Origin of the sequence: Scatolibacter rhodanostii (assembly GCF_900197595.1) — a bacterium.
Classification (GTDB): Bacteria; Bacillota; Clostridia; order Oscillospirales; family Acutalibacteraceae; genus Scatolibacter; species Scatolibacter rhodanostii.
Genome location: NZ_FZLO01000002.1, coordinates 337,531 through 361,462 on the forward strand (window position 1 = coordinate 337,531; position 23,932 = coordinate 361,462).

Annotated in this window: 22 protein-coding genes and 3 tRNA genes; 13 read left to right on the forward strand and 12 right to left on the reverse strand. The window is 40.5% G+C overall.

Annotation, left to right across the window (positions count from 1 at the left end):
* Positions 1–254: 254 nt before the first annotated feature.
* The 3 genes from CS931_RS06220 to CS931_RS06230 form a co-directional block, all read right to left on the reverse strand.
* Positions 255–1,154, reverse strand: a complete 900-nt coding sequence (locus CS931_RS06220) for a diaminopimelate dehydrogenase (RefSeq protein WP_099204905.1) — start codon at positions 1,152–1,154, stop codon at positions 255–257.
* Between the two features lie 158 nt (positions 1,155–1,312).
* Positions 1,313–1,389: transfer RNA gene (locus tag CS931_RS06225), tRNA-Arg, on the reverse strand.
* Between the two features lie 339 nt (positions 1,390–1,728).
* Positions 1,729–2,139: a helix-turn-helix transcriptional regulator gene (locus tag CS931_RS06230; protein WP_159459751.1), complete on the reverse strand. Its 411-nt coding sequence runs from the start codon at positions 2,137–2,139 to the stop codon at positions 1,729–1,731.
* A gap of 395 nt (positions 2,140–2,534) precedes the next feature.
* Here CS931_RS06230 and CS931_RS06235 point away from each other — a divergent pair.
* The 3 genes from CS931_RS06235 to CS931_RS06245 all read left to right on the forward strand — a co-directional run bounded on the left by CS931_RS06235 (position 2,535) and on the right by CS931_RS06245 (position 4,012).
* Positions 2,535–2,609: transfer RNA gene (locus CS931_RS06235), tRNA-Gly, on the forward strand.
* A 349-nt stretch (positions 2,610–2,958) separates the two neighbouring features.
* On the forward strand, positions 2,959–3,357 hold the full coding sequence (locus CS931_RS06240; protein ID WP_143826236.1) for a hypothetical protein: 399 nt from the start codon (positions 2,959–2,961) through the stop codon (positions 3,355–3,357).
* Positions 3,358–3,379: 22 nt separating this feature from the next.
* Complete coding sequence (locus CS931_RS06245; RefSeq protein ID WP_099204908.1) at positions 3,380–4,012, forward strand: CpXC domain-containing protein; 633 nt, start codon at positions 3,380–3,382, stop codon at positions 4,010–4,012.
* 91 nt (positions 4,013–4,103) lie between these two features.
* Here the strand turns inward: CS931_RS06245 and trpS are convergent, their stop codons facing one another.
* Both trpS and CS931_RS06255 read right to left on the reverse strand, forming a co-directional pair.
* Positions 4,104–5,111 carry a tryptophan--tRNA ligase gene (gene trpS / locus CS931_RS06250; RefSeq protein ID WP_099204909.1) on the reverse strand — a complete coding sequence of 336 codons (1,008 nt, stop codon included), beginning with the start codon at positions 5,109–5,111 and terminating at the stop codon, positions 4,104–4,106.
* Between the two features lie 25 nt (positions 5,112–5,136).
* Complete coding sequence (locus CS931_RS06255) at positions 5,137–6,312, reverse strand: aminotransferase-like domain-containing protein (protein WP_099204910.1); 1,176 nt, start codon at positions 6,310–6,312, stop codon at positions 5,137–5,139.
* A gap of 354 nt (positions 6,313–6,666) precedes the next feature.
* Here CS931_RS06255 and CS931_RS06260 point away from each other — a divergent pair.
* Positions 6,667–6,742 (forward strand) — tRNA-Gly (locus tag CS931_RS06260).
* Between the two features lie 98 nt (positions 6,743–6,840).
* Positions 6,841–7,293 carry a GNAT family N-acetyltransferase gene (locus CS931_RS06265; RefSeq protein WP_099204911.1) on the forward strand — a complete coding sequence of 151 codons (453 nt, stop codon included), beginning with the start codon at positions 6,841–6,843 and terminating at the stop codon, positions 7,291–7,293.
* 81 nt (positions 7,294–7,374) lie between these two features.
* On the opposite strand, the gene CS931_RS06270 is transcribed toward CS931_RS06265, so the two are convergent.
* Positions 7,375–8,277 (reverse strand): ArsR/SmtB family transcription factor, encoded by a 903-nt coding sequence (locus tag CS931_RS06270; RefSeq protein ID WP_099204912.1) that lies wholly within the window; start codon positions 8,275–8,277, stop codon positions 7,375–7,377.
* Between the two features lie 218 nt (positions 8,278–8,495).
* Here CS931_RS06270 and srtB point away from each other — a divergent pair, with 218 nt between their 5' ends.
* Positions 8,496–9,278: a class B sortase gene (gene srtB / locus CS931_RS06275; RefSeq protein WP_099204913.1), complete on the forward strand. Its 783-nt coding sequence runs from the start codon at positions 8,496–8,498 to the stop codon at positions 9,276–9,278.
* A gap of 118 nt (positions 9,279–9,396) precedes the next feature.
* On the opposite strand, the gene uvrA is transcribed toward srtB, so the two are convergent.
* The 3 genes from uvrA to CS931_RS06290 form a co-directional block, all read right to left on the reverse strand.
* The gene (uvrA, locus tag CS931_RS06280; protein ID WP_099204914.1) at positions 9,397–12,219 is read right to left on the reverse strand and encodes an excinuclease ABC subunit UvrA; all 2,823 of its coding nucleotides are present in this window, start codon (positions 12,217–12,219) and stop codon (positions 9,397–9,399) included.
* A gap of 16 nt (positions 12,220–12,235) precedes the next feature.
* On the reverse strand, positions 12,236–13,072 hold the full coding sequence (locus tag CS931_RS06285; protein ID WP_099204915.1) for a DegV family protein: 837 nt from the start codon (positions 13,070–13,072) through the stop codon (positions 12,236–12,238).
* A gap of 258 nt (positions 13,073–13,330) precedes the next feature.
* A complete protein-coding gene (locus tag CS931_RS06290; protein ID WP_099204916.1) occupies positions 13,331–13,696 on the reverse strand; it encodes a DUF6483 family protein in 366 nt (121 codons plus the stop codon).
* Positions 13,697–13,950: 254 nt separating this feature from the next.
* Here CS931_RS06290 and proB point away from each other — a divergent pair, with 254 nt between their 5' ends.
* The 4 genes from proB (at position 13,951) to CS931_RS06310 (ending at position 17,367) form a co-directional block, all read left to right on the forward strand.
* On the forward strand, positions 13,951–14,745 hold the full coding sequence (gene proB / locus CS931_RS06295) for a glutamate 5-kinase (protein ID WP_099204917.1): 795 nt from the start codon (positions 13,951–13,953) through the stop codon (positions 14,743–14,745).
* A gap of 211 nt (positions 14,746–14,956) precedes the next feature.
* Positions 14,957–16,198: a glutamate-5-semialdehyde dehydrogenase gene (locus CS931_RS06300; protein WP_099204918.1), complete on the forward strand. Its 1,242-nt coding sequence runs from the start codon at positions 14,957–14,959 to the stop codon at positions 16,196–16,198.
* Positions 16,198–16,752 carry an AAA family ATPase gene (locus CS931_RS06305; protein ID WP_099204919.1) on the forward strand — a complete coding sequence of 185 codons (555 nt, stop codon included), beginning with the start codon at positions 16,198–16,200 and terminating at the stop codon, positions 16,750–16,752. The genes CS931_RS06300 and CS931_RS06305 overlap by 1 nt, the downstream gene beginning before the upstream one ends.
* A 93-nt stretch (positions 16,753–16,845) precedes the next feature.
* Entirely contained in the window at positions 16,846–17,367 is a 522-nt protein-coding gene (locus CS931_RS06310) for an NUDIX hydrolase (RefSeq protein WP_099204920.1), read from the forward strand.
* Between the two features lie 140 nt (positions 17,368–17,507).
* Here CS931_RS06310 and CS931_RS06315 read toward each other — a convergent pair whose 3' ends face one another.
* The 3 genes from CS931_RS06315 to CS931_RS06325 are packed head-to-tail and all read right to left on the reverse strand — an operon-like array spanning position 17,508 to position 18,700.
* Positions 17,508–17,948, reverse strand: coding sequence for a hypothetical protein (locus CS931_RS06315; protein WP_099204921.1), 441 nt, complete (start codon positions 17,946–17,948; stop codon positions 17,508–17,510).
* 12 nt (positions 17,949–17,960) lie between these two features.
* On the reverse strand, positions 17,961–18,431 hold the full coding sequence (locus CS931_RS06320) for a hypothetical protein (RefSeq protein WP_099204922.1): 471 nt from the start codon (positions 18,429–18,431) through the stop codon (positions 17,961–17,963).
* Positions 18,432–18,454: 23 nt separating this feature from the next.
* Positions 18,455–18,700, reverse strand: a complete 246-nt coding sequence (locus CS931_RS06325; RefSeq protein WP_099204923.1) for a hypothetical protein — start codon at positions 18,698–18,700, stop codon at positions 18,455–18,457.
* Between the two features lie 88 nt (positions 18,701–18,788).
* On the opposite strand from CS931_RS06325, the gene CS931_RS06330 reads away from it, so the two are divergent.
* The 3 genes from CS931_RS06330 to CS931_RS06340 all read left to right on the forward strand — a co-directional run bounded on the left by CS931_RS06330 (position 18,789) and on the right by CS931_RS06340 (position 23,926).
* A complete protein-coding gene (locus CS931_RS06330) occupies positions 18,789–19,268 on the forward strand; it encodes a metallophosphoesterase family protein (RefSeq protein WP_099204924.1) in 480 nt (159 codons plus the stop codon).
* Between the two features lie 136 nt (positions 19,269–19,404).
* A complete protein-coding gene (locus CS931_RS06335) occupies positions 19,405–21,099 on the forward strand; it encodes a phospho-sugar mutase (RefSeq protein WP_099204925.1) in 1,695 nt (564 codons plus the stop codon).
* A 412-nt stretch (positions 21,100–21,511) separates the two neighbouring features.
* Positions 21,512–23,926 carry a glycogen/starch/alpha-glucan phosphorylase gene (locus CS931_RS06340; protein WP_242964928.1) on the forward strand — a complete coding sequence of 805 codons (2,415 nt, stop codon included), beginning with the start codon at positions 21,512–21,514 and terminating at the stop codon, positions 23,924–23,926.
* Positions 23,927–23,932: the final 6 nt, after the last annotated feature.

Consider the following 23,932-nt stretch of genomic DNA (forward strand, 5'->3'; position numbering starts at 1 on the left):
TATAAATTTTCGGCTTATTGGGGCTTGATTTGAAAACTAAATCTGATAGAGCATAAGAATATTCTTAGTAAAATATTCTTATGCTAGTGTTCGCTTTTTTAATAAAGCTAGTCTCCCCTGACATTATCCCCGTTGAAAAAATAAAAGAGTTGCTATTCGACATGCGATGGCTATTTATCATAAAAAAAGGACGGCAGGATATACTCTGCTGTCCTTTTCTATCTAAATTATTACTGCTCGTTTTGCTATCCTGTTTATACCAATGCTGCTACCAGCGCTTCTCTGTCACCGGGCAATAAATCAATGACCGGAATCTCAATCATGGTGTATGCTCCTGGTTTTTGCTTGGTCACCGCTCTAGCGCAAGCAACCAAAACCTGTGAGGTTAGCGCCGGATTATTAATTGTCATGTTGAACTCAAAAATCTGGTTGTCTGTTTCGCCTGAAACACCTTTTCTCACCATATGAACCCCATGACCTTTATCAATCACTGTGTTGATATCGGATACTTCAATGACATGAGTTTCATCGTGCGTAAAATATGCATCGCCTTTTATTCCCTTTTCAACGTCTGCAAAAACGGCATTCTCTTCCAGTTCAACATAGACCATTCTTCTGTGGACACCGGTGCCCAGCGGAATGGTCATAGACAGTGCGCCTTTAACCCCCGCAACTGCTTTTGCCGCTACGGTATGTCCCATGCTCATACCGGGTCCAAAATTTGTATAAGTAATACCTTTTGGTGCACAAGCCTGCATCAGTGTTCTCACAATAGAATCGCTGCCGGGGTCCCAACCGGCTGACAGAATCGCCGCTGCGCCTGAAGCCTTTGCTGCTTTATCCAAATTACGGCGCAACTCTACAATAGAGGTATGAATATCAAAGCTATCTACTGTACAAATGCCCATTGCCAAAAATTTTTCAGCATTTTCCTGCACACTTCGTGTGGGTGTGCAGAGAAGAGCAACATCCACCTTGCCCAGCTCACTGATATCATCTGTTACTTTTATATCTTGCAGTTCTTTTGGTTGCTCTCCACCAATCGTTCTGCGAACGATTCCGGCAAGCTCCATATCTTCTGCTGCCTCTACTGCTTCAACTGCATATTTCCCGATATTTCCATATCCCACAATTGCAATACGAATTTTTTCCATTCTACACTCGTTCCTTTCCAATCTATACATGATTTTTGGCTTGTCCTATAAATTAATCTTCAATTTATTTTATGTCTTGTACTACAGCTTGTCAAGAATTTTTACATCTACTAAAACAAAAGAACCTCACACGCAAATTGCGTATAAAGGTTCTTACTTGGTGCGCCTGACAGAATTCGAATCTGCGGCCTTTGGAGTCGGAGTCCAACGCTCTATCCAGCTGAGCTACAGACGCATATAAAACAGAAACCCACCTAGCAGTATCCACTTCTATAGAAAGCGAGCAACTTTTTATTCATTTTCCATCCGTCTTCAAGTTCTCTTTTGCGATACTTTACATAACTCCTTGTCGGTCCTATACAACTCAACTCCTGCGACAAAATGCTCTCATCCATCGAACAATTCTATCACAGTTATCAGAGTCTATCGCTCGCCTAGCTTAACTCCAAGACAAATCAATAAATCGAGTAATTGGGTTTAAGCAGCACTCAACGTTGTATATTATAGCACACCTACTGATAAAAAAGAAAGAAAAATTTTGGAACGACACCATCATGTCAAAATCATAAGCCTATTAAAATTCCAAATCATCCATATCAAACTTCTGCTTCAACTCTTCTACCCATTCATCTGTTTCTTCTGGACTCAAAGAACGCATTAGTGCAATTACAGATTTTTCTTTACTGGATAAATCGCCAATCTTGTGAGGATTATCTCGAATAATTCTGCGCGGGCGTCGACTATTCGCATCAGAAAACATACTGACAACTTCTTCTTCCAGCAGAGAATGTACCGGAACATCCAATATCTGAGCAAGTGACTTTAGTGTATGAATATCGGGTGTAGTTTTGCCTGTTTCGTAATAGGTATAGGTAGAACGATTAATATTGAGTGCGTCTGCCAAATTTTGCTGCGTATACCCTGCCTTTAATCTAAGCTTTCTTAGCATGTTGCCCAAAGTAGTTTTTTCATTTTTGTTAATCATTATTATGCACCTGCTTACCATAGAAATTTTATATTACCATAGAAAAATCAAATATATCATATTATTTTTTCCATTTATGAAATATATCAAAAGAAATTAATTATTTCATTATTATACCGTGGTTTCATAAATTTTAGTACCAAATTCGACAAAAGACTACAAAAGTCGACTTCTATTTTTCTTTTTAGATTATTTGGATAAATTTTCCAATTTTGTAGTAATATCGACAGCTTAAGTAAAAAATATTCACACAATTATTGACTTGACCAAATTTTGGTGTTATAATATGTCTAAAATATTGTTTTGTATACAGCCTGATTTGAGAAAAGCAATTTTCAATAGACGAATCTCACCACGGTCTGATAAAAAATATTGCCCTTTATGATCTTACTTTTGCGGGTATAGTTCAATGGTAGAGCGCCACCTTCCCAAGGTGGATGTTGCGAGTTCGAGTCTCGTTACCCGCTCCAACGTTCAGAGTAGGTACAACAGAATACCCTTGTGTGCCTATATATCTCTTTTTTAGCCATTGCAGCAAAACTTCTATCCTGACCTAAAAATCTTCATCAAAGATAATTTCACTTTAACTGACCTCCTATCCTTTCAGGAGGTTTTTCTGTAATATAAAAAAACATGCAAACGAATTTCACTTTCTTCCTCCTAAATTGAAATATATTACACAAAAAAGACTATTCTTTTTGCGTTTCATCATATATAATAGAGATGTATACATGATTCATTTGTGATTGACGGCGTATGCTTTTGTCATCAGTATGAATCTTTCTCTATTTAAATTAAGCGATAATTGAAAGGATGGTTATGATGATGAGTATATTGAAAAATATAGGGAAATCTGTCGAAAGAGTAATCGACAAAATTGAGCAGAAAAATCACTTAGCCGCTCAGGTTAATCGAATTCGTAGTATTATGAAAAGAGAGCAAAAAGCGGCAGAAAAAGAATATATTACGCTTGGACGCTACTATTATCAAAATCTAAGAGACGAAAACAATGCTGTTACTGAAAAGCATTGCGCTGAAATCGATCAGCTCGAAAAGAAGATTCACGCTGCCATGGATGAACTCGAAAAGACCTATTACGAAGCAGCTAAACATGATGAAGATTCTAGCGAAGAAATTTCTCTCGAAGATGTTGTTGTCTTAGACGAACCGCCTGTTTTAGAAAATACGGACCTGCCATTTGCAGATTCCGAGAAGTAAAATTTCAAGAAGGGTTAATGCAATGGCAAATGAAACGATTAAAGAGGTTGTGTGCCCCAGATGCGGTGAAACGCAAGAGCACAAAATCTACTTACAGATTTATACGGCGAAAGATCCTGCTGTTAAACAGCAAATTTTGAAAGAGACCTTTTTTAACTGGGAATGTCCTAAATGTGGTTATGTGGCAGACATGACTTACCCTTGTCTATTTATGGATATCAAATTTAGATATGCTCTGCTATTTATGCCTGTTGGCAATGTACCACTACCAGAACTACCTGAACAGCTCAGCGGCTACACAAAAAGAATTGTACGGACGCCTGCCGAACTAAAAGAAAAACTATTGATTTTTGATAGTGGGCATAATGATGTTGCTTTAGAACTCGTTAAAAATGCACTTTGTACAACAGTTTTGAGCAAGTATAAGGTCACTAAACTCAAAGCTCTCTTTAGCAGAGAAAAGGACGGCGAATTTGAGTTTGCACTTTTTATCCCTGATAAAAAAGAACCGATTTATCATGTCCTCCGCTCAGAAATCTATCAAGAATCTCTTTCTATCCTTGATACCCTTGGATTTGAAGAAAAAGAAGAATTTTTGCAAGTGAATGCTAAACTTGCCACTAAGCTTTTAGCTGAATATGAACAACTTGAATAAAACAAATAGATATAAATATCGACCTCACATATACAATGTGAGGTCTTTTTATTCTCACAATCACCAATACTTAAACAAATGTCGCTCTTCTTTACTTTTTAGGAAGAAAGCCTACTTTTTTCATCACTTTAGAGAGTGTTTTTCTGGCAATGGAAGAAGCCTCTGGTGCACTCTTGCTAAAGCAATCTTCTAAATAAGCCTTATCTGCTAATAGTTTTTTGTAATTCTCTTGGATAGGACGAAGCTTTTCTACCACAGATTCACCAACAGCTACCTTAAAGTCGCCATAACCTTTTCCTTCAAACTCTTTTTCTATTGCGGCAAAATCAAGGCCTGTCATTAGCGAATAAATCTCCATCAAATTGTTGATTCCATCTTTGCCTTCGGCACAGTAGACTTTCGCTTCACTGTCTGTCACGGCCCGCTTGAACTTACGCATGATATCATCAGGGCTGTCTAAAAGTGAAACAAACGCATTCACGTTTTCATCCGATTTAGACATCTTCTTAGTAGGATTTTGTAACGATTTTATTCTTGAACCTTTTGCTGCAATCAAAGGTTCTGGAACGACAAAGGTGGGAGAATACGTTGCATTAAAGCGTTCGGCAATATTACGGGTCAATTCGATATGCTGTTTTTGGTCATGCCCTACCGGAACATATTCTGCATTATAGAGCAGAATATCGGCAGCCATTAGACTGGGATAAGTGAACAATCCGGCATTGACATTATCGGTATGTGCGGCTGATTTATCTTTGAACTGTGTCATACGGGACAATTCCCCAAACTGGGTATAACAATTAAGCACCCATGCCATTTGTGAGTGCTCTGGAACCTGACTTTGAATGAAAAAAAGACTTTTTTGCGGATCAATGCCAATAGCCAACATCAGCGCATAAGAACTCAAAATAGTCTTTCTGAAAGCAGCAGCCTCCTGTCGAACGGTAATAGCGTGCAAATCAGCAAGACCATAAACGCACTCATATTCATCTTGCAACTCCACAAATCGTTTCAGCGCACCCAAATAATTCCCCAACGTAAATACACCCGTTGGCTGGATAAGACTGACAATACGCTTCTTTTTTTCTATTGACTCCATAATAAAACTTGCCTCCCAAATTGTTTTAAAGCAATGACCCCAGCCGTTCAATTCCTAACAAAAGCTGTTCGTCTGTTGGCGTAGAAAAATTAATTCTAAAAGAAGAACAAGGTTGATTTTCGTCTGTTAAAAAGGCTGTACCTGGCACTACGCAGACTTTTTCCGCCAATGCCTTTTGTATATACTCATACATATCAATCTGTTCTGGTAGCGTGCACCATGCAAACAGTCCGCCTTCTATAGCGTTCCATTTGATTTGCTTAGGCCGCAAATATTTTTCCATTGCATCTGTCAATATTTGTGCTTTGCGCCGGTATATTTGTTGCAGATTTTTTATATGCGCTGAAAAATCATACTTTGTCATAAATTCATGGCAAACAATCTGTCCCCACATATTGGTGTGAACATCTTCTCCTTGTTTGCAAACCACCATCTTGCTGACAAGTTCTTCAGGAGCAGCTACATAACCTACTCTGATGCCCGGCGCAATCACTTTAGAAAATGAACCTACATAAACAACAATACCATCTTCATCAAATGTTTTAATGGCAGGTACTTCTTCCCCTGCAAATCGCAAGTCTCCATAAGGGTTGTCCTCTAAAATCAAGACCCCATATTGGCGACACAACTCATATACTTTTTTCCTCTTGGCAAGACTCATCGTCACACCGGATGGATTTTGAAAATTGGGGATTGTATAGAAATATTTAATATTTTTATGTGTTTGCAATGCCGCTTCCAATTTATCTATATTGACTCCATCGGATTCAACCTCAACGCCCACTAAATTTGCCTGAAAGGAACGAAAACTATTCAGAGAACCAATAAAACTTGGTGCTTCGCACAGCACTACATCATTTTTATTGAGCACCGATTTTGTCAGCAAATCCATTGCCTGTTGTGCTCCGCTTGTAATCAGCAAGCTATCTTTTTGTTTATAGAGTAATCTTTCACCGAGATATGAAATCAGAAAATTCCGCAAAGGTAAATAGCCCTCTGTTGTGCCGTACTGCAAAACAGATATAGGGCTTTCTATCAGCAGCTTTTGTGATATTTCGGCTATCGCTTCCACCGGAAAGGCATCCGGCGCAGGGTTTCCCGCTGAAAGGGCAATATATTCAGGATTTGCTGAATATTTGAATATCTCTCTAATAGCAGAAGGTTTTAAATTCTGCACCCTGTCAGAAAAAGAATACTTCACAAAGATACCTCCAAAAAGAAAAATAAAAATCTCCTATCCTATGGCGAGGACAGGAGAATCCGAGGGTAGCCAAAAGGAAAGAAAGGCTAGTTGTATATTATCCTCAGATTAAATTGACACAGCAACTATAAACCAGTGCTGAGGAATTCACTTGGATAAAAGAAAGAAAAAATTTGTTCTCTGCAGAATATATTATATTAGTTAACCGATAATTTGTCAATATTTTTTAACGGCTATAAAGAATCCCTTCTAGGCCAATTAGTTAGCTTAATGTAAAGAAAAAGAAAAAAGAGTATTGACAAATCCCTCTTCATAGGCTAGAATATTAAAGCAGTTAAAAAACCGCTGAAAAATGCGGGCGTAGCTCATCTGGTAGAGCGCCACCTTGCCAAGGTGGAGGTAGCGAGTTCGAGCCTCGTCGCCCGCTCCAAATTATTTATGAAGAAAGCCAATTCTGAAAAGGATTGGCTTTCTTTGCAACTATACGACAACAGCAGATTATAGAAGTTTTGGGAGGACAGATGATAAATGCCTATTCAATATCGAAAGTTATCAAGCGACGATATCCCCATATTTATCAATATGCGCATTAACCAGCTAAGAGAAGAAGGTGCAACTGCAGATATCGATCTAACTCCTTCACTCATTGATTATTACACACGTCATATAGCTGACGGTACCTTTATTTCATGGATTGCTTTTGATGGCGACAAAATTGTCGGCACCAGTGGCATATCGTTTATTGAAAAACCGCCGTATTATGGTTGTCCAAACGGAAAAATCGGGTTGCTATCCAGCATGTTTACTGCAAAGGAATATCGCAGGCAAGGAATTGCTAAAAAGCTTTTATCATGCGTTCTCCATGAAGCTAAAAATTATGGCTGCAAAGTGATACAGATTACAGCTTCTGATATGGGCGTTATGCTTTACTCTGATTTTGGATTTGTCAAAAATGAAAATTATATGCAGTATAAGCTTTAATTCTATGCTTCTTCCAATAAGCCATTTCTTTTCGCCTATAGCAAAAGGGTTCTGCTTATTTTCTTACGATCATGCTCCTACTTACTCAAAGTATAATTTAAAAAGAATGTCTTGTGCATAGTTCCCGAATTGATCCCCAAACAGTGTAACACCGCCAACATGCTCTGATTCTTTATCTACTTCGATTTTGAAATCCCACATATTTTTGTGTATATCCAGTTCAGATAGCTTTTTTTCTGAAATTTGGTTGCCATCAATAAAGGTTCCGCTTTCGTTGATACGAATTACTTTCATCACGCCATATTGATTAATCTTATCATTCCACCAACTTGGGGTTAATTTGCCCCTTTGCTTACCAAAATCTCCGGGACTAGTCCAATACCCCAAATAAACTCCATTCAACCAAAAACCAATATCAGAGGGCCAATCTTCATTAATACCAGGTGCTTCAGATGAAATTTCCATAGAGATTTCAAGCTCTTTGGGTTTTTGCGTTGCCAAAAGAAAATTAGGAATTTTATAATGAACGAAGCCTTGCGAAAACCATAAAATTTTGGCATTGACTCTTTCTGCAAGTAAGAAAGAGCGTACATCATCAAAGTTGCCAATCACCTTTTTCTCGGTTGCTAAACCACAGGTAGGCGTAACGTCAAAATCGGTGAAATGTCCGATAGGAAGTACATATTGATGAGAGCGTCTTTCTTTTCGACCTTCGGGCAGTTCAATTTCAATTGTTCTATCTGATGAAAGAGAACAAATCTTTTGAACAGAACCATTCACTCTCTTTCGCTGTGTTATAATTAGGTTCGCTGTTTCCAGCTTGCGTACATGCATCGTCATGATCGCACTGCTAAGCCCTGAAGCCTCTGCCAGCTCTTTGATATTCAAAGGCTTTTCGGCTAAGAGATTTAAAATTCTTAATCGCACTGCACTGGCCAATGCTTCATAAACAGGAAGATATTGTTCTTCTGTATTAATCCTCATATAAATTCACCTTCATTCTATTTAATATGATTATAAATTGAATAGCCGATGAAATCAACCTTTTTCATACATTGCTTTCTTTTTTTTGAAATGTTACAATAGGGGTAACCTATCAAAATTGTTTGCAGCACAAATCATCAATAAAAAAAATGTCTTTTTCCGCATAACGGCTGCATTCTTTTTTTAAATTTAATCTATAGCCCAAGAGGTAAAATAGAATGAAAAAAATGATATATCGACTACTTCTCACCATTAGCATAATTGCCTTTTTGCTTTCAGCTTTTATGGTCGGAAAATATTTCTATGAGCAATATAAAAGTCAGTCTGATTTTCAGACACTTTCTAGTTCTGTACAATTTCCTATACGCAATTCTGCTACGCTAAACGAAGCACCCAACCAATCTGTTCAGTGGTTTGATGCTTATCAAAAACTTTACGACCAAAACCAAGATTTTGTAGGCTGGATTCAAATTGACGACACTAAAATCAACTATCCTGTCATGCAAACTGTTAGTGACCCTGAATTTTACCTTCATCGCAATTTCGAAAAACTTGACAGTTCTCACGGTACACCCTTCATCGACTACCGCAATGAGTTAGATCCACGCTCTGACAACATTCTTCTTTATGGCCACCATATGAAGGACGGCACCATGTTTGCCGACTTAATTCAATATACTGATTATGATTATTTTGAAAGTCATCCTATTATTCGCTTTGATACGCTAAATGAATTGTCAGAGTACCAAATTGTTGCTGTCTTTAAAACCCCTTCGGAGGGTGAAAATGTATTCTTCTATAATGACTATCTCAATTTCACGGATGAACAAGATTTTGAGACCTACCGCCAAGAAGTGCAAAATCGTTCTTTCTATGATACCGGCGTTGATTTTCAATTTGGAGATAAACTACTTACACTTTCTACCTGTGAATATACCTTAGCCAATAATGGGCGTTTAGCTGTTGTAGCCAAAAAGACAACCAGCATTGTCAAAGAATAAATTCACCAAAACGCCATTCGATCTCTTAATAAAACGCAAAAGTCACTTGTCTTTTATGCAGACAGGTGACTTTTTTATAGCACTCTTTTCAGATAAAGTTTTTTATTCTAAAATTCTTTTAATTCAAAAGCTTTTTTAGATATTGTCCTGTATAGGAGGATTCTACTGTAGCAATCATTTCCGGCGTTCCCTCTGCAATAATTTCTCCGCCTCGGTTACCGCCTTCCGGTCCTAAATCGATGATGTGGTCAGCCGTTTTGACAAGGTCTAGATTATGCTCAATCACCAGCACGGTATTTCCCGTATCAACCAGCTTTTGCAAAACTTCAATCAGCTTATGAACATCGGCGATATGCAAACCGGTGGTTGGTTCGTCTAAAATATAAATGGTTTTACCTGTGGGACGTTTGCTCAGTTCTGAAGCTAACTTGACACGCTGTGCTTCACCGCCTGAGAGGGTTGTCGCCGGCTGACCAATTTTAACATAAGACAATCCAACATCATAAAGGGTTTGCAATTTTCTGGCTATTTTAGGGATATCTTGGAAGAAATTAAGGCCCTCTTCGACCGTCATCTCTAAAACGTCATGAATGTTTTTGCCTTTATATTTAACTTCAAGTGTTTCACGATTATAGCGCTTGCCTTTACAGACATCACACGGAACATAGACGTCCGGCAAGAAGTGCATTTCAATGCGCAGAATACCGTCGCCTTGGCACGCCTCACAACGACCACCTTTTACGTTGAAAGAGAATCTGCCCGAATTAAAGCCTCTTACCTTTGCCTCCTGTGTGCTGGCATATAGCTCACGAATATCCGTAAATAAACCTGTGTAGGTCGCTGGGTTAGAGCGAGGAGTTCGCCCAATTGGCGACTGGTTAATTTGAATCACTTTGTCGAGATTCTCAATTCCCTTTATGTCTTCGTGCTTTCCTGCAAATGTTTTGGCACCGTTTAAATCTGCTGCCAATTTTTTGTAGAGAATTTCATTAATCAGCGAAGATTTTCCCGAACCCGAAACGCCTGTTACACAAACAAACTCGCCCAAAGGGATGGATACATCAACATGGTGCAGATTATTTTGGTCTGCCCCCACAATTTCAATCGTCCTTCCGTTTCCTGTACGACGTTTCACCGGAATTTCAATCTTTTTAGCTCCGCTAAGATATTGTCCTGTTAGTGAGCTTTTATTTTTCAAAATCCCCGCCACTGTTCCGCTATAGACAACCTCGCCGCCATGAATACCTGCACCGGGGCCAATATCTACAATATAGTCAGCTTCACGCATAGTATCTTCATCATGCTCTACCACAATGACAGTATTGCCCAAATCACGCAGGTGCTTTAGTGTATCCAGTAATTTGGCATTGTCACGTTGGTGCAGACCAATACTCGGCTCATCTAGAATATAGAGAACACCCATAAGAGAAGAACCAATCTGAGTTGCCAAACGAATACGCTGGCTTTCACCGCCTGATAATGTTCCCGAGGCACGAGATAAAGTGAGATATTCAAGACCTACACTTTGTAAAAATCCCAAACGAGACTTTACTTCTTTCATGATAGGGGCAGCAATCATCGTTTCTCGTTCGCTGAGCACAAGTCCATCAATAAACTTCAGGGCTTCTGTTACAGACTGCTCACAGAAATCGCTGATATTGATGCCACCAACTGTCACCGCCAAACTCTCCGGAGAAAGTCGTTTTCCTCCGCAGGCATCGCAGGGGACAGCCGTCATATACTGCTCAATTTCTTCTTTAATCCAGTTGCTCGAGGTATCTCTGAAACGACGCTCCAAATTATTAATAACCCCTTCAAAAGGCGCTTCATACTTACCCATGCCATATTCATTGGTACGTTCTAACTTAATTTTCTCTCCCTTTGTACCATAGAGCAAAATATCAATAATTTCAGGGGAAAGCTCGCCAATTGGCTTGTCCAAAGAAAATTTATACTTTTTAGCAAGACCTTTCATGTACATGGCTGCAATCGTGCTGCCTTCCATGGCCCAACCGCTGGCTTTCAGTCCGCCTTTATTAATAGAAAGCTTTTTGTCCGGAATAATCAGCCTTGGGTCAATTTTCATAAATACCCCTAGGCCAGTACATTTTTTACAGGCACCAAACGGATTATTGAAAGAGAACATTCTGGGAGTCAGTTCTTCCATGCTGCCGCCATGCTCTAAACAGGCATAGTTCTGCGAAAATGTAATATCTTCACCGTCAATGACATTGACAACCACTACACCGCCACCCAACGTTGCCGCTGTTTCAACAGAATCAGCAAGGCGCGAGCGAATATCTTCTTTCATCACCAAACGGTCAATTATAATTTCAATGGTGTGTTTCTTATTCTTTTCAAGCGCAATCGTTTCGCTTAAATCGTAAACCATCCCATCTACTCTTACACGCACAAAACCAGATTTTCTCGCGCTTTCAAATTCTTTGGTGTGCTCACCCTTACGTCCTCTGACAACCGGTGCCAAAATCTGAATTTTAGTCTTCTCCTCCAAAGCCATGACCTTATCTACAATTTGGTCAACGGTCTGCTGTTTAATTTCTTTGCCGCAAACTGGACAGTGAGGTATGCCGATTCTTGCATACATCAAACGCAGATAGTCATAAATTTCTGTAACCGTGCCCACAGTAGAACGAGGATTCTTTGAAGTGGTTTTCTGGTCAATCGAAATAGCAGGTGAAAGCCCATCAATGCCTTCGACATTTGGCTTTTCCATCTGTCCTAAAAACTGTCTGGCATAAGAGGACAGCGACTCCATATAGCGTCTTTGCCCCTCTGCATAAATCGTATCAAAGGCAAGAGAAGACTTTCCTGAACCGGAAAGTCCTGTCAATACAACCAATTTGTCTCTTGGAATGGTTACATCTATATTTTTAAGGTTATGCTCTCTGGCGCCCCTCACTACAATCTTATTATTACCCATCTTTCCTCCCTATCAATCAGCGGCGGATATATGATAAACCGCAGGCATTTGGGCCGACATGTGTGCCAACAATGCTGCCAATATCACAAGTGGTAACATCGCGTTTTTTGAGTGTATCATGAAAATACTCTTCAAAATTTTTGATCCCTTCGGGTGAATTGCTGTGCCCTAGCGTCACGCCATAGTCATTTGAAATCTCATTTTTCTGTATCAGATTTTCCACTAGCTTATAAGCGGCCTTTTTGCCTCTTGCCTTGCCAACTGTTTCTACCAAGCCATCTTTTATCGTGATGATGGGACAAATGCCTAAAATGCTGGCAAAAAAAGCACTGGTTGCCGAAAGCCGACCACCCATTTTAAGATATTTTAAATCTTCAATAACAGCCCACAAATGATTTCTTGGCACAATAGAGGTAATTTGCTCTGCAATTTCAGCTGCCGAAAAACCGCGGTCACGCATTTTTACTGCTTCTTCTACCAAAAGAGCCAATGCAAAGGTCACGGTCAGTGTATCAACAATATGAATGTTCTCTCCGCCCACAAGGCCTTTTGCTACAAGTGCCGATTGATAGGTACCGCTCATTTTAGACGAGATAAACAGACAGACAATTTCATCGCCCGCTTCTACATATGGTCTAAAAATATCTTCAAACTCAGCGGGTGTAATCTGTGAGGTGGTCGGCAAACTTTCTGCTTTTGATAGTCGCTCATAGAATTCTTCATTGCTAATCTCCACATTAGCCTTAAAGCATTCTTCTCCAAAATGAACTCGAAGCGGAATAATTTCGACACCCAGTTCTTCACAGCGCTGCAGGCTTAAATCGCTTGAACTGTCCGTTATAATTCTAAGCATAGCACCCTCCCATTCTAACCAATTTCTAAATAGACATAAAATTATTTGTTGATTTATACCTTACATTTCACTCATCATAAAACTTAATAAACAGCAGAAACACTGTCATTTCACCCATAAAAGAAAATGGTTTTGACACAATTTATTGCTTCTATAAGACTAAATTGATTTTCACAATTATATCACAACCAAACACTTGTTTCAAGTAGAAGAATTAGGAATTATTGTTTGTAAGACTTCGTTTTATGAACTCGTATGTCAGTCTAACAGAACACCGTCAATCCCATATTTCTTGGCTATATCTTGAATTCCCTGCTGAATTTCTTCATGCGAAAAGTTTCCTTCTTTCAACTCTTCTTCGCTTTTTTCATTTAGGCTTATATAAAAATCGAGCGCTTGTCTTAGAACAGCTTTATCGCCTAGGGTCATCGACTCAAATAGGATATTTTCTGCTTCTCCATATCTTTTTTCATACAAAAGACTTTTTATGCGCAAGTTCAAATCTGTACTGTCAACATTTTGAAACTCTTCTTGTTTATCGGCTCCTTTTTGGAAAACAATGCGTGCCAATGTGTCTACTGACTGCAAAATTTGACGCATAACCCAATCTTTCTCATAAACCATAATGAATGCTCCTTTTTTCTATTTTAACCCACGATTTAAAGAATATCTTTTCTATATTAACTGTATTATAAAACCTCTTTCTTTTTTTGACAATATTTAAGGTTGTTTACTGGATTGTTATGCTCTGCTTCAAATGGATTTAGGATTGATTTTCCCCTTTCAATTATGGTAGAATAAATAATACCTAAGTTGAGGTTATCCTCAAAGAATCATAGGTTTACATAAAATAAGCAGAGAAGGTCTTGGAGAAAATCATGAAAAGTATTCAGACGGCAAAACGAATTGTGATTAAGGTCGGCACTTCGACTCTAACACATGAAAACGGTAAGCTAAACCTCAAACGCATGGACGAAATTTGTCGAGTCATTAGTGACTTACAAAATGCCGATAAAGAGATTGTATTAGTCACCTCAGGTGCAATCGGCGTTGGCGTTGGTAAACTTTCCCTGCCTTCACGACCTAGTAAGACCGAAGAAAAGCAGGCAATTGCTGCTATCGGTCAATGTGAACTCATGTTTATGTATGATAAGTTTTTCAGCGAATATGATCAGGTAGCTGCACAGATTTTGCTGACGAAAAATATAACCGATCGAAGCCGCAAAAATGTACAAAACACCTTTAATGAACTATTTCGTTTAGGTGCTGTGCCTGTTGTGAATGAGAATGACACAGTAGAAACAGCAGAACTGGAGGGCACAAGCTACGGTGATAACGATATGCTTTCTGCTATTGTCAGTGAACTGATTCACGCTGACTCTCTCGTCATTTTCACCGATATTGACGGTCTATATGACGCCGACCCCCGCAACAACCCAAACGCTAACATTATTCATCAAGTAGATGATATCACCGATGAAATTCGGGACATTGCCTGCGGCAGCGGTTCCAATCGAGGCACTGGCGGCATGTCTACCAAAATTTATGCGGCAGATTTTGCCACCTCACACGGTATTCCTGCTTATATCATGAATGGCAGTGAGCCTGAAAATCTATATAAGCTGATTAATGGCGAAACCATTGGCACTTATTTTGTACCTGCAAACGTATAAATCATTCATTTAATTTTTGACCAAATAAAATTCACCTACACGATAATAAACCAATTTAAGCATTTCTTGAAACAAAAGTATTATTTACTATCGAGATATTTAGCTAGAGTGCCGTGAACTTGGCGCAGTTTCACCTAACTGCTTTGTCTCGCTATGATAGTGTAAAAGATTGAAGTTCTCAGAAATGCTTTCGGAAAGGATGATTCAGACTATGACAAAGTTACAGGAAATGGGCAAACTTGCTAAAATCGCTTCTGCCGATTTGGCTTTGGCCGGTTCTGCCAAAACGACGGCTCTGATTGCCGCCGCCAACGCATTGATTGAAAATACTGCCGACATTCTTTCGGCAAACCAAAAAGATATTGAAAAAGCAGAAGAAAATGGACTGACAGCTGCTATGATTGACCGCCTTCGCTTAACCGAAGAACGTATTGAAGGCATGGCAAAAGGCATGAGTGATGTCGCAAATGAAAACGACCCTGTCGGGCGTGTGCTGGCAGGCACCGTTCACCCCAAAGGCATCAAAATAGAGAAAGTAACGGTACCGCTCGGCGTAATCGGTATTATTTTTGAATCTCGCCCCAACGTGACCAGTGATGCGGCAGCTTTGTGTATAAAAGCTGGCAACGCTGTGATTCTGCGCGGCGGAAAAGAAGCCTATCATTCTAACCGCATGATTACCGATATTCTGGATAAAGCTTTTACCGCAAGCGGATTGCCCAAGAACAGCGTTCAATTGGTCGATGATACCTCTCGCGCTTCAGCACAAGAAATGATGAATTTGACTGAATACCTTGATGTATTAATTCCTCGAGGTGGCGCAGGTCTAATTCAAGCTGTGAAACAGAACTCTAAAGTACCGGTCATTGAAACCGGTGTTGGCATTGTTCATATTTATGTTGATGAATCGGCAGACATCGATATGGCTTCCAATATCATATTCAACGCCAAAACCACTCGTCCTTCTGTTTGCAATGCTGCCGAAACTTTGCTAGTTCATCAAAGCCTTGCTGAAAAAGCACTGCCGATTATCAAGGCTAAACTGGACGAAAAACAAGTTGAACTGCGCTGCGACGAAAGAGCGCGTGCTATTCTTCCTGATACAACAGCAGCGGTGCAAGAAGATTGGGAGACCGAATACTTAGACTATATTTTGTCTGTCAAAGTGGTCGATTCTTTTGAAGAGGCACTTGCCCATATTGCCCGCTATTCTTCTGGCCACAGTGAAGCTATTGTTACCGAGAGCTTTACCCGTGCTGAAGAATTCTTAAACCGAGTCGATAGCTCTGCTGTCTATGTCAATGCCTCCACTCGCTTTACCGACGGCGGCGAGTTTGGCCTGGGTGCTGAAATCGGTATTTCTACCCAAAAGCTGCACGCAAGAGGTCCTATGGGCCTAGAACAGCTCACCTCACAAAAATATTTGATTCGAGGAAACGGACAGGTGCGCTGATGCGCTATCATCATATTCATCTTTTTGGCGCTTCCGGTTCGGGTACTACCAGTATTGCTAAACGAGCAAGTGAGCTACTCCAATTCGTCCACTTCGACTCTGACCACTATTTTTGGCTGCCAACAGAAGAACCTTTTGCAGTGGAAAGACCCCGAGAAGAGTGTTACTCACTAATGGAAAAAGACTTTTCCTCTCACCAAAACTGGATTCTCAGCGGTTCTGTCATCGGTTGGGGCGAAGAGTTAACTCCTTTATTTGATTTAGCAATTTTTGTGTATGTTCCTGCTGAAATTCGATTAGAACGGCTAAGGAAACGTGAATTTGAACGCTATGGCGATGCTATGATGCCGGGTGGCTTGTACTATGAAAAATCGCAGAAGTTTCTTTCTTGGGCAGCCGATTATGACGGCAAACCGAAAAACGGACGCAGTCTAGCTAAACATCAAGAATGGATGAAAACGCTGCCTTGTCCAATACTTGAAATTGTCAATCTTAATTTTGAAGAAAGTGTGCAAGCGGTTATTCACGCTGTGCAATCTTCAACCTCTATCTAAAAAATCATCATGGCTCTGATTCTCATGCACGATAGTGGAATCAGAGCCATCAAAAATTCATCTGCTAATAAAGCAGGGATGAGGGGAATTTTTATGGAATTATGGGATATTTATGATGCTGACCGAAATAGAACCGGTCGGGTAATGGTGAGAGGCGATGCTTTTAAAGAAGGCGATTATCATCTTGTCGTTCATGTCTGTATCTTTAATCAAAAAGGTGAAATGCTGATTCAGCAAAGACAACCTTTCAAGCAAGGTTGGTCCAATTTATGGGATATTACGGTCGGTGGAAGTGCCGTTGCAGGCGATTCAAGCCAAACTGCCATTGCCAGAGAACTCGAAGAAGAACTGGGGCTAACAGTCAGCTTTGCTGGTATTCGCCCTCACTTGACACTTTTTCACACCAACGGATTTGACGATATCTACTTATTGCAAAAAGAGGTGGAGCTTGACAAACTCACTCTGCAAGTTGAAGAGGTGCAAGCTGTGAGATGGGCTTCACAGGAAGAAATTTTTACGATGATTGACAGCAAAGAATTTATCCCTTATCACAAAAGCCTGATTGCACTATTTTTTGACATGAAAAATCAATATGGCGCTCATCAGCAAAAATAAATTTCTCTTGATTTGCAAACTCATTATTATGATATTGTTCAAAAATTAAAATAAGTGTAACTGTTATGAGCCGAATAACACGCTCTCACAATTACACTTATTTATCCTCATGAAATATGCTTGAAGCACTTTTGTTGCTTTTAAATTAATAAGAACAAGAGCGCAAACATCAACTCGTTACTTTGCCCTTCACCGCTGAGCAAAACCAACAGCATTAAAATGAGTGTGCGGTCTTTGTCTTCCATCAATGTATTTAAAATGCTTGGCGCATTAGGGGCAGATGAACTGGCCTGTAAGTTAGTGTTTGTCTGCGCCGTACGTTCAGCCGTGTTCCTTTCACTCCCTGTGTTTCCCATCGAGAGAGGAACAGTTCTTGGGCTTGCTTGCCTTTGTGTTGTATTGGTTCCTTGCTGTGTCTCTGCCCTTGTAGCTGTTGCCGTGGCCGTTTGATTGTTTGCCGCTCTTGCTGTTTGAGTGGTTGTTTGTGCTGCCGTAGGATTTGCCCGCAGATACATTTCTCTGGCACGATTCATGGCCTCCTCTTGCATACGCAGCATTTCAGGACTATCTCCAATTGCCATTTTTATCCTCCTTTATAAAAGCCCCGAAAGAAATCCGGAATTTTTCATCATCGGCATTAACCGCATAAGCTGCATAATCTTAAGAGATTCATCTAATTTTTGTTGTCTATCTGCACTCAAAAGCGGACGCAGCGAACGAAGAAGGCGTGAAGAATCATCATCCTCTCTCATTTTTTGCATGAGCGGCGCCAACTGGCTAACAGTTGCCATCATCTGTGAGGCATCTGCCATACCAGCGTCTCCCGTTTGAGAGGCAACTCCGGGCAAGGCGTTTGCTTGCTGACCATTCATAGAGCTCAGCAAACTGCTTAAAACCGACATATCAGGCATACCGCCGCTTGTTCCTGTATAAGACCCTTCTCCGGCTGGCTGATCAGCTGCTGTGGCTCCGCTTTGTCCAAGTGAACTCATGAGCGACTGAATTTGCTGCATGCTTTGCGGGTCTGATAAAATTTCACTTAATCTTCCACTAATATCGTCCATTTCAGAATCCCCCTCCTTTTTTGTTATTTTCCATTATTTCTCTGATTGAGCCACTTCATCACTTCTTGCGCTTCTGGCGTAGAAAGCAACTTTCTCGCTGTTTCAGGGTCATTCAGCATTTTCTTAATTTCTTGTGATGGCCCGTCAATGGAATTATTAATTTGTTTTTCAAGATTGCCGTTGAGAGCCATTTCTTTTAGCTGATCTGCAGAAGTGCCCAGTTTTTGCGCAGCATTTCTCAAAATTTCATTTAGCTGTTTATCATCCATTTATAATCACCCTATTTCAAATATTATTACCTGCTTATTTATATGAAACAAAAGCTCAAAATATAACCCTTGTGCGAAAGGACTTGAAATGCGTATACTGGTTTTTTCTGATACCCACGGAGATTCAAACTCTCTTTATAAGGCTTTACTCTCACAACCCCAGGCTGACATTGTTATTCATCTCGGTGACGGTGAGGCTGATGTAGAAAGCGTACGGTACGAGTTCCCTAGTAAAATGTTTTTACAGGTTCGGGGGAACTGTGATTTTGGCTCTACACTACCGCTCAGTGAAGAATTTGTTACCGAGGGTATCAAGATTTTCTACACACACGGCCATTTCTATGATGTCAAATGGCAAGATGACCTGATTCTTGCTGCTGCCGAAAAGCGAGAAGCCAATGTTCTTCTCTATGGCCACACCCATGTGCCGCTTAGTACTTATCAAAACGGATTGCATATTCTCAATCCCGGTTCACTCAAGGGTAGCCACGGAAGCTATGGCTTTATTGATATAACGCCGCAAGGAATTGTCACAAATATTATCTATCGCAATCAATCTCATTCTTGACTTGGCTTTCAGGAATTTTCGTTGACAGCACTTTATTGATGTGATAGTCTTATCTTATCTAAACAAATTGACATTCTATTTTTCAAAATAGATGTAAGATTTCCGAATTTTATGACACGAAAGTGGGGATATTTATATGACAGAATATCAAAGATGGATGAATCAAGATTTAGATGACCAATCGTTGATTGATGAATTAAAAGAGGTTGAAGGTCAGCCGGATGAAATCAATGATCGCTTTTATCGTGACCTTGCTTTTGGTACAGGCGGACTGCGTGGTGTTATCGGTGCCGGCACCAACCGCATGAACGTTTACACGGTTCGCAAAGCCACACAGGGTCTTGCTAACTATCTGCTGAAACACGCTGACGGCAAACCGCAATCAGTGGCGATTGCACATGACAGCCGTAACAAAGGCGTCGATTTTGCCAAGCAGTCTGCTGCCGTTTTGGCCGCAAACGGTATTACTGCTTATCTTTATACCGAGCTTATGCCAACGCCTGCTCTTTCTTTTGCAGTTCGCCACCTGCACTGTAACGCCGGAATCTGTGTAACTGCCAGCCATAACCCAGCCAAATATAACGGTTACAAAGCTTACGGCAGTGACGGTTGTCAGGTTACTTCTGAAATGGCTGACGGCATTATGGCTGAGATTAACACACTGGATATTTTTGCAGATGTCAAGAAAATTGATTTTGACGAGGGAATCAAAGCTGGCAGTATTATTTATATGGATAATGAAGTCGCCGATTCTTTCATTGAAGCGGTTTACAACGAGAGCCTAAAAGGCGATGCCTCTAACATCAAAGTCGTGTACACCCCTTTGAACGGCAGCGGCAAGGCTTGCGTTTTGCGCATATTGGATAAGATTGGCGTGAAAGATATCACGGTTGTACCCGAGCAGAGCGAGCCGGACGGCAACTTCCCCACTTGCCCGTATCCAAACCCTGAATTTAGAGAAGCTCTGCAAAAGGGTCTTGAACTTTGCGAAACTGTACAGCCCGATTTACTGCTTGCTACCGACCCAGACTGCGACCGTGTTGGTATCGCTGTTAAAAAAGACAACGATTTTGTGCTTGTCAGTGGCAACGAAGTTGGTGTTCTTTTACTCGATTTCGTCGCCCGAATCAAAAAAGAACAAGGCAAACTGCCACAAAACCCAGTTGCTGTTACAACCATCGTCAGCACTGACATGGTCGACCCTGTTGCTGCTAAATACGGTATTGATTTGCGCAAAGTTCTCACAGGCTTTAAATACATCGGCGATGTCATTGCCGAACTCGAAGACGAAAACCGTGTAGATGACTTTATCTTTGGCTTTGAAGAAAGCTATGGTTATCTCTCTGGCGGTTATGTTCGTGATAAAGATGCTGTCGATGGTAGCATGCTGATTTGTGAAATGGCCTCTTACTACAAAGAAAAAGGTATTACTTTGTATGACGCCATGCAAAACCTATATAAAGAACATGGCTACTATGCCAACGAAACCTTGAACTTCACGTTTGAAGGACAAGACGGTGTGAAAAAAATGGACAGCATTATGGATGGTTTACGCCAAAATCCGCCGAAAGAAATTGCCGGCATGACTGTAACAGGTCACAGCGACTATCTCTTATCCATTCGCTATGAAAACGGCGAAACTCCGATTACTTTGCCAAAATCAAACGTTTTGGAATATCGTTTGGCCGGCGGCAATAAATTTATGGTTCGTCCATCTGGTACAGAGCCAAAAATTAAGATTTATCTGTCTGTCAATGCTCCTTCAAAAGAAGAAACTAAGGTGTTGATTGATAGCTTGACTGCTGCTACAGAAGCTGTTCTGGGTATTTGAGTTGAACTCAATTCCTAAGAAAACATAAAATAGAGAGTGTGATGACTAGTTTCATCACACTCTCTATTTTTTTGTTTGATTTTCAACCACATTTTTTCAACAAAAACTACTCAATATCTGATTTCATTTATTTCAAAAACAATAAAGTGGAATAAAGTTGTCTATACTAGAATATATCGTAATTATTTACAAAGATATAACCTATTGCTAAAGTGACAAAATATTGTTTTAACTGACTTTATGTGCTATAATCAGAGCAATTCTTATTTTAGTTTTATTGCAGCCAAGAACGTGAACGCTGACGATTTCAAATCCGTTTCCGCACTGCTTTTATTTAAAATTTGGGTAACCGTTTCTCTACTACAAAATGACCATTTTAACGTTTATCCGGACAAAAGGAAGGTTTTTGATGATGAAATATAACATGAGCCCCTCTGAAATAAAAAAACAGATTCAAGAAAAACTGGTGCATACCTTTGGTGTAGTGTCCGTTGACAATGCGACTGATGAGGAATTCTATAAAGCACTTGCTATGATTCTACGTGAAAAAATGGCACAGGGCCGTTCTGAATTCATTAAAGATGCCGCTAAAAAAGAAAGCAAACGCATTTATTATCTGTGCATGGAATTTCTTTTAGGGCGCTCTCTAAAGAACACTCTTTTTAACTTGGGGTTAGAAGAAAATGTACGTAAAGCACTGACTGAAATGCAAGTTGACCTTGATAAGTTATATGAACAGGAGCCAGATGCCGGCTTAGGAAATGGCGGTTTAGGCCGTCTTGCCGCCTGTTTTTTAGACAGCTTGGCTTCTGAGGGTTACCCTGCCATGGGGTATTCTCTGCGCTATGAATATGGAATGTTCCGCCAAAAATTTGTAGAGGGTTGGCAGACCGAACTGCCCGATTTTTGGCTCCCTGGCGGCGAAGTTTGGATGCAAAAAGTAGCGGACAGCGCCTTTGAAATTCGCTTTGGCGGTCATGTCGACGAAGAATGGCATGACCAATATCATGTTGTTCATCACAGAGAATATGAATCAATTCGAGCAATTCCCTATGATTTGTTTGTTGCTGGAATCGATGGTAAAGGCATCAGCATTCTGCGCATTTGGAAAGCCGAGGCCGACAAATTTGACATGAAGCTCTTTAATGGCGGCAATTACCTGCACGCAATGGAAGCCAATGCGATGGCAGAAGTGGTTACCAAGGTTCTCTACCCCGAAGACAATCACGAAGGCGGCAAAATTTTGCGTTTGACACAACAGTATTTTCTTGTTTCTGCTTCGGTGCAAGATATTATTCGTCGCCACCTAATGTCTAACCGCACGCTAGATAACCTGCCTGAATTGGCGGCAATTCATCTTAATGACACCCACCCGGTTTTGGCTATCCCAGAATTAATGCGTGTCATGCTGGACGAATGCGGATATGATTGGGAAAGTGCGTGGAAAATTGTCACACGCACGATTGCTTACACCAACCACACGGTTATGTCTGAAGCACTTGAGTGCTGGCGAATTGACCTCTTTAAAATGCGTCTGCCTAGAATTTATCAAATTGTAGAAGAAATCAACCGCCGTTTCTGGGAGGAGATGAAAGACAAAAATGTTCACCCAGGAGCCATTGAATATATGGCACCAATTGGGGATGGCTATGTTAAAATGGCGAATTTGGCTGTTATCGGTTCGCACAGTGTCAACGGCGTTTCAGAACTGCACAGTGAAATTTTGAAAGACGATTTATTCCATGATTTTTATCAGCAAACCCCTGAAAAGTTCAAGAACGTAACCAATGGTATTGCTCATCGCCGCTGGCTAAATCAAGCCAACCCGAAACTTGCCGCTTTCTTAAACGAAACTATTGGTGACGGCTATATCTATGATGCCGCCAAACTTTCTGGACTTTTATCCTATAAAGATGATTCTTCTGCACTGCAAGAACTGCAAAAAATTAAGCATAGCAATAAGGTTCGATTGGCCAATTATATTCAAGATAAACAAGGGATTTTAATTGACCCAAACAGCATTTTTGACGTACAGATTAAGCGCTTGCACGAATACAAACGTCAGCATATGAATGCGCTTCACATTTTAGCGACCTATCAGTGGCTTAAAGAAAACCCAAATGCTGACTTTACCCCGCACACCTATATTTTTGGTGCAAAAGCTGCTGCGGGCTATTATCTAGCCAAAGAAATTATTTCTTTCATTTTGCATTTGGCCGATACCATTAACAACGACCCTTCTGTTAACCAAAAAATGAAAGTTGTGTTTGTCGAAAATTATTGCGTAACATGGGCAGAACTGCTCACTCCTGCCGCTGAAATCAGCGAGCAAATTTCACTGGCGGGCACAGAGGCATCCGGCACAAGCAACATGAAATTTATGATTAACGGTGCGCTCACGTTGGGCACATTGGATGGCGCTAACGTTGAGATTCATCAGGCTGTCGGCGATGAGAATATGTTCCTGTTTGGCATGACCGCTTCGCAGGTTGAAGACTTGCGTAAAAGTGGTTATCAGCCTCGCTATCATTATGACAACAACCCCACTATTCATAAGGCACTTGATGCCATGCAAAACGGACTAAACGGCAAGAATTTTAAAAATATTGTAGCTACCCTTTTGAACACAGACCATTATATGGCTTTTGCTGATTTCGATGCTTTTGCACAGGCACAGAAAAAAGCTGCTGAAACTTATGCTAACCAAACACAGTGGAACCGTATGTCCCTGATGAACATTGCCCATGCCGGCATATTCTCATCAGACCGTTCTATCCGTGACTATGCAGAACGTATTTGGCATACTGAGTCAGCCTTTAAAAAATAAACTCAA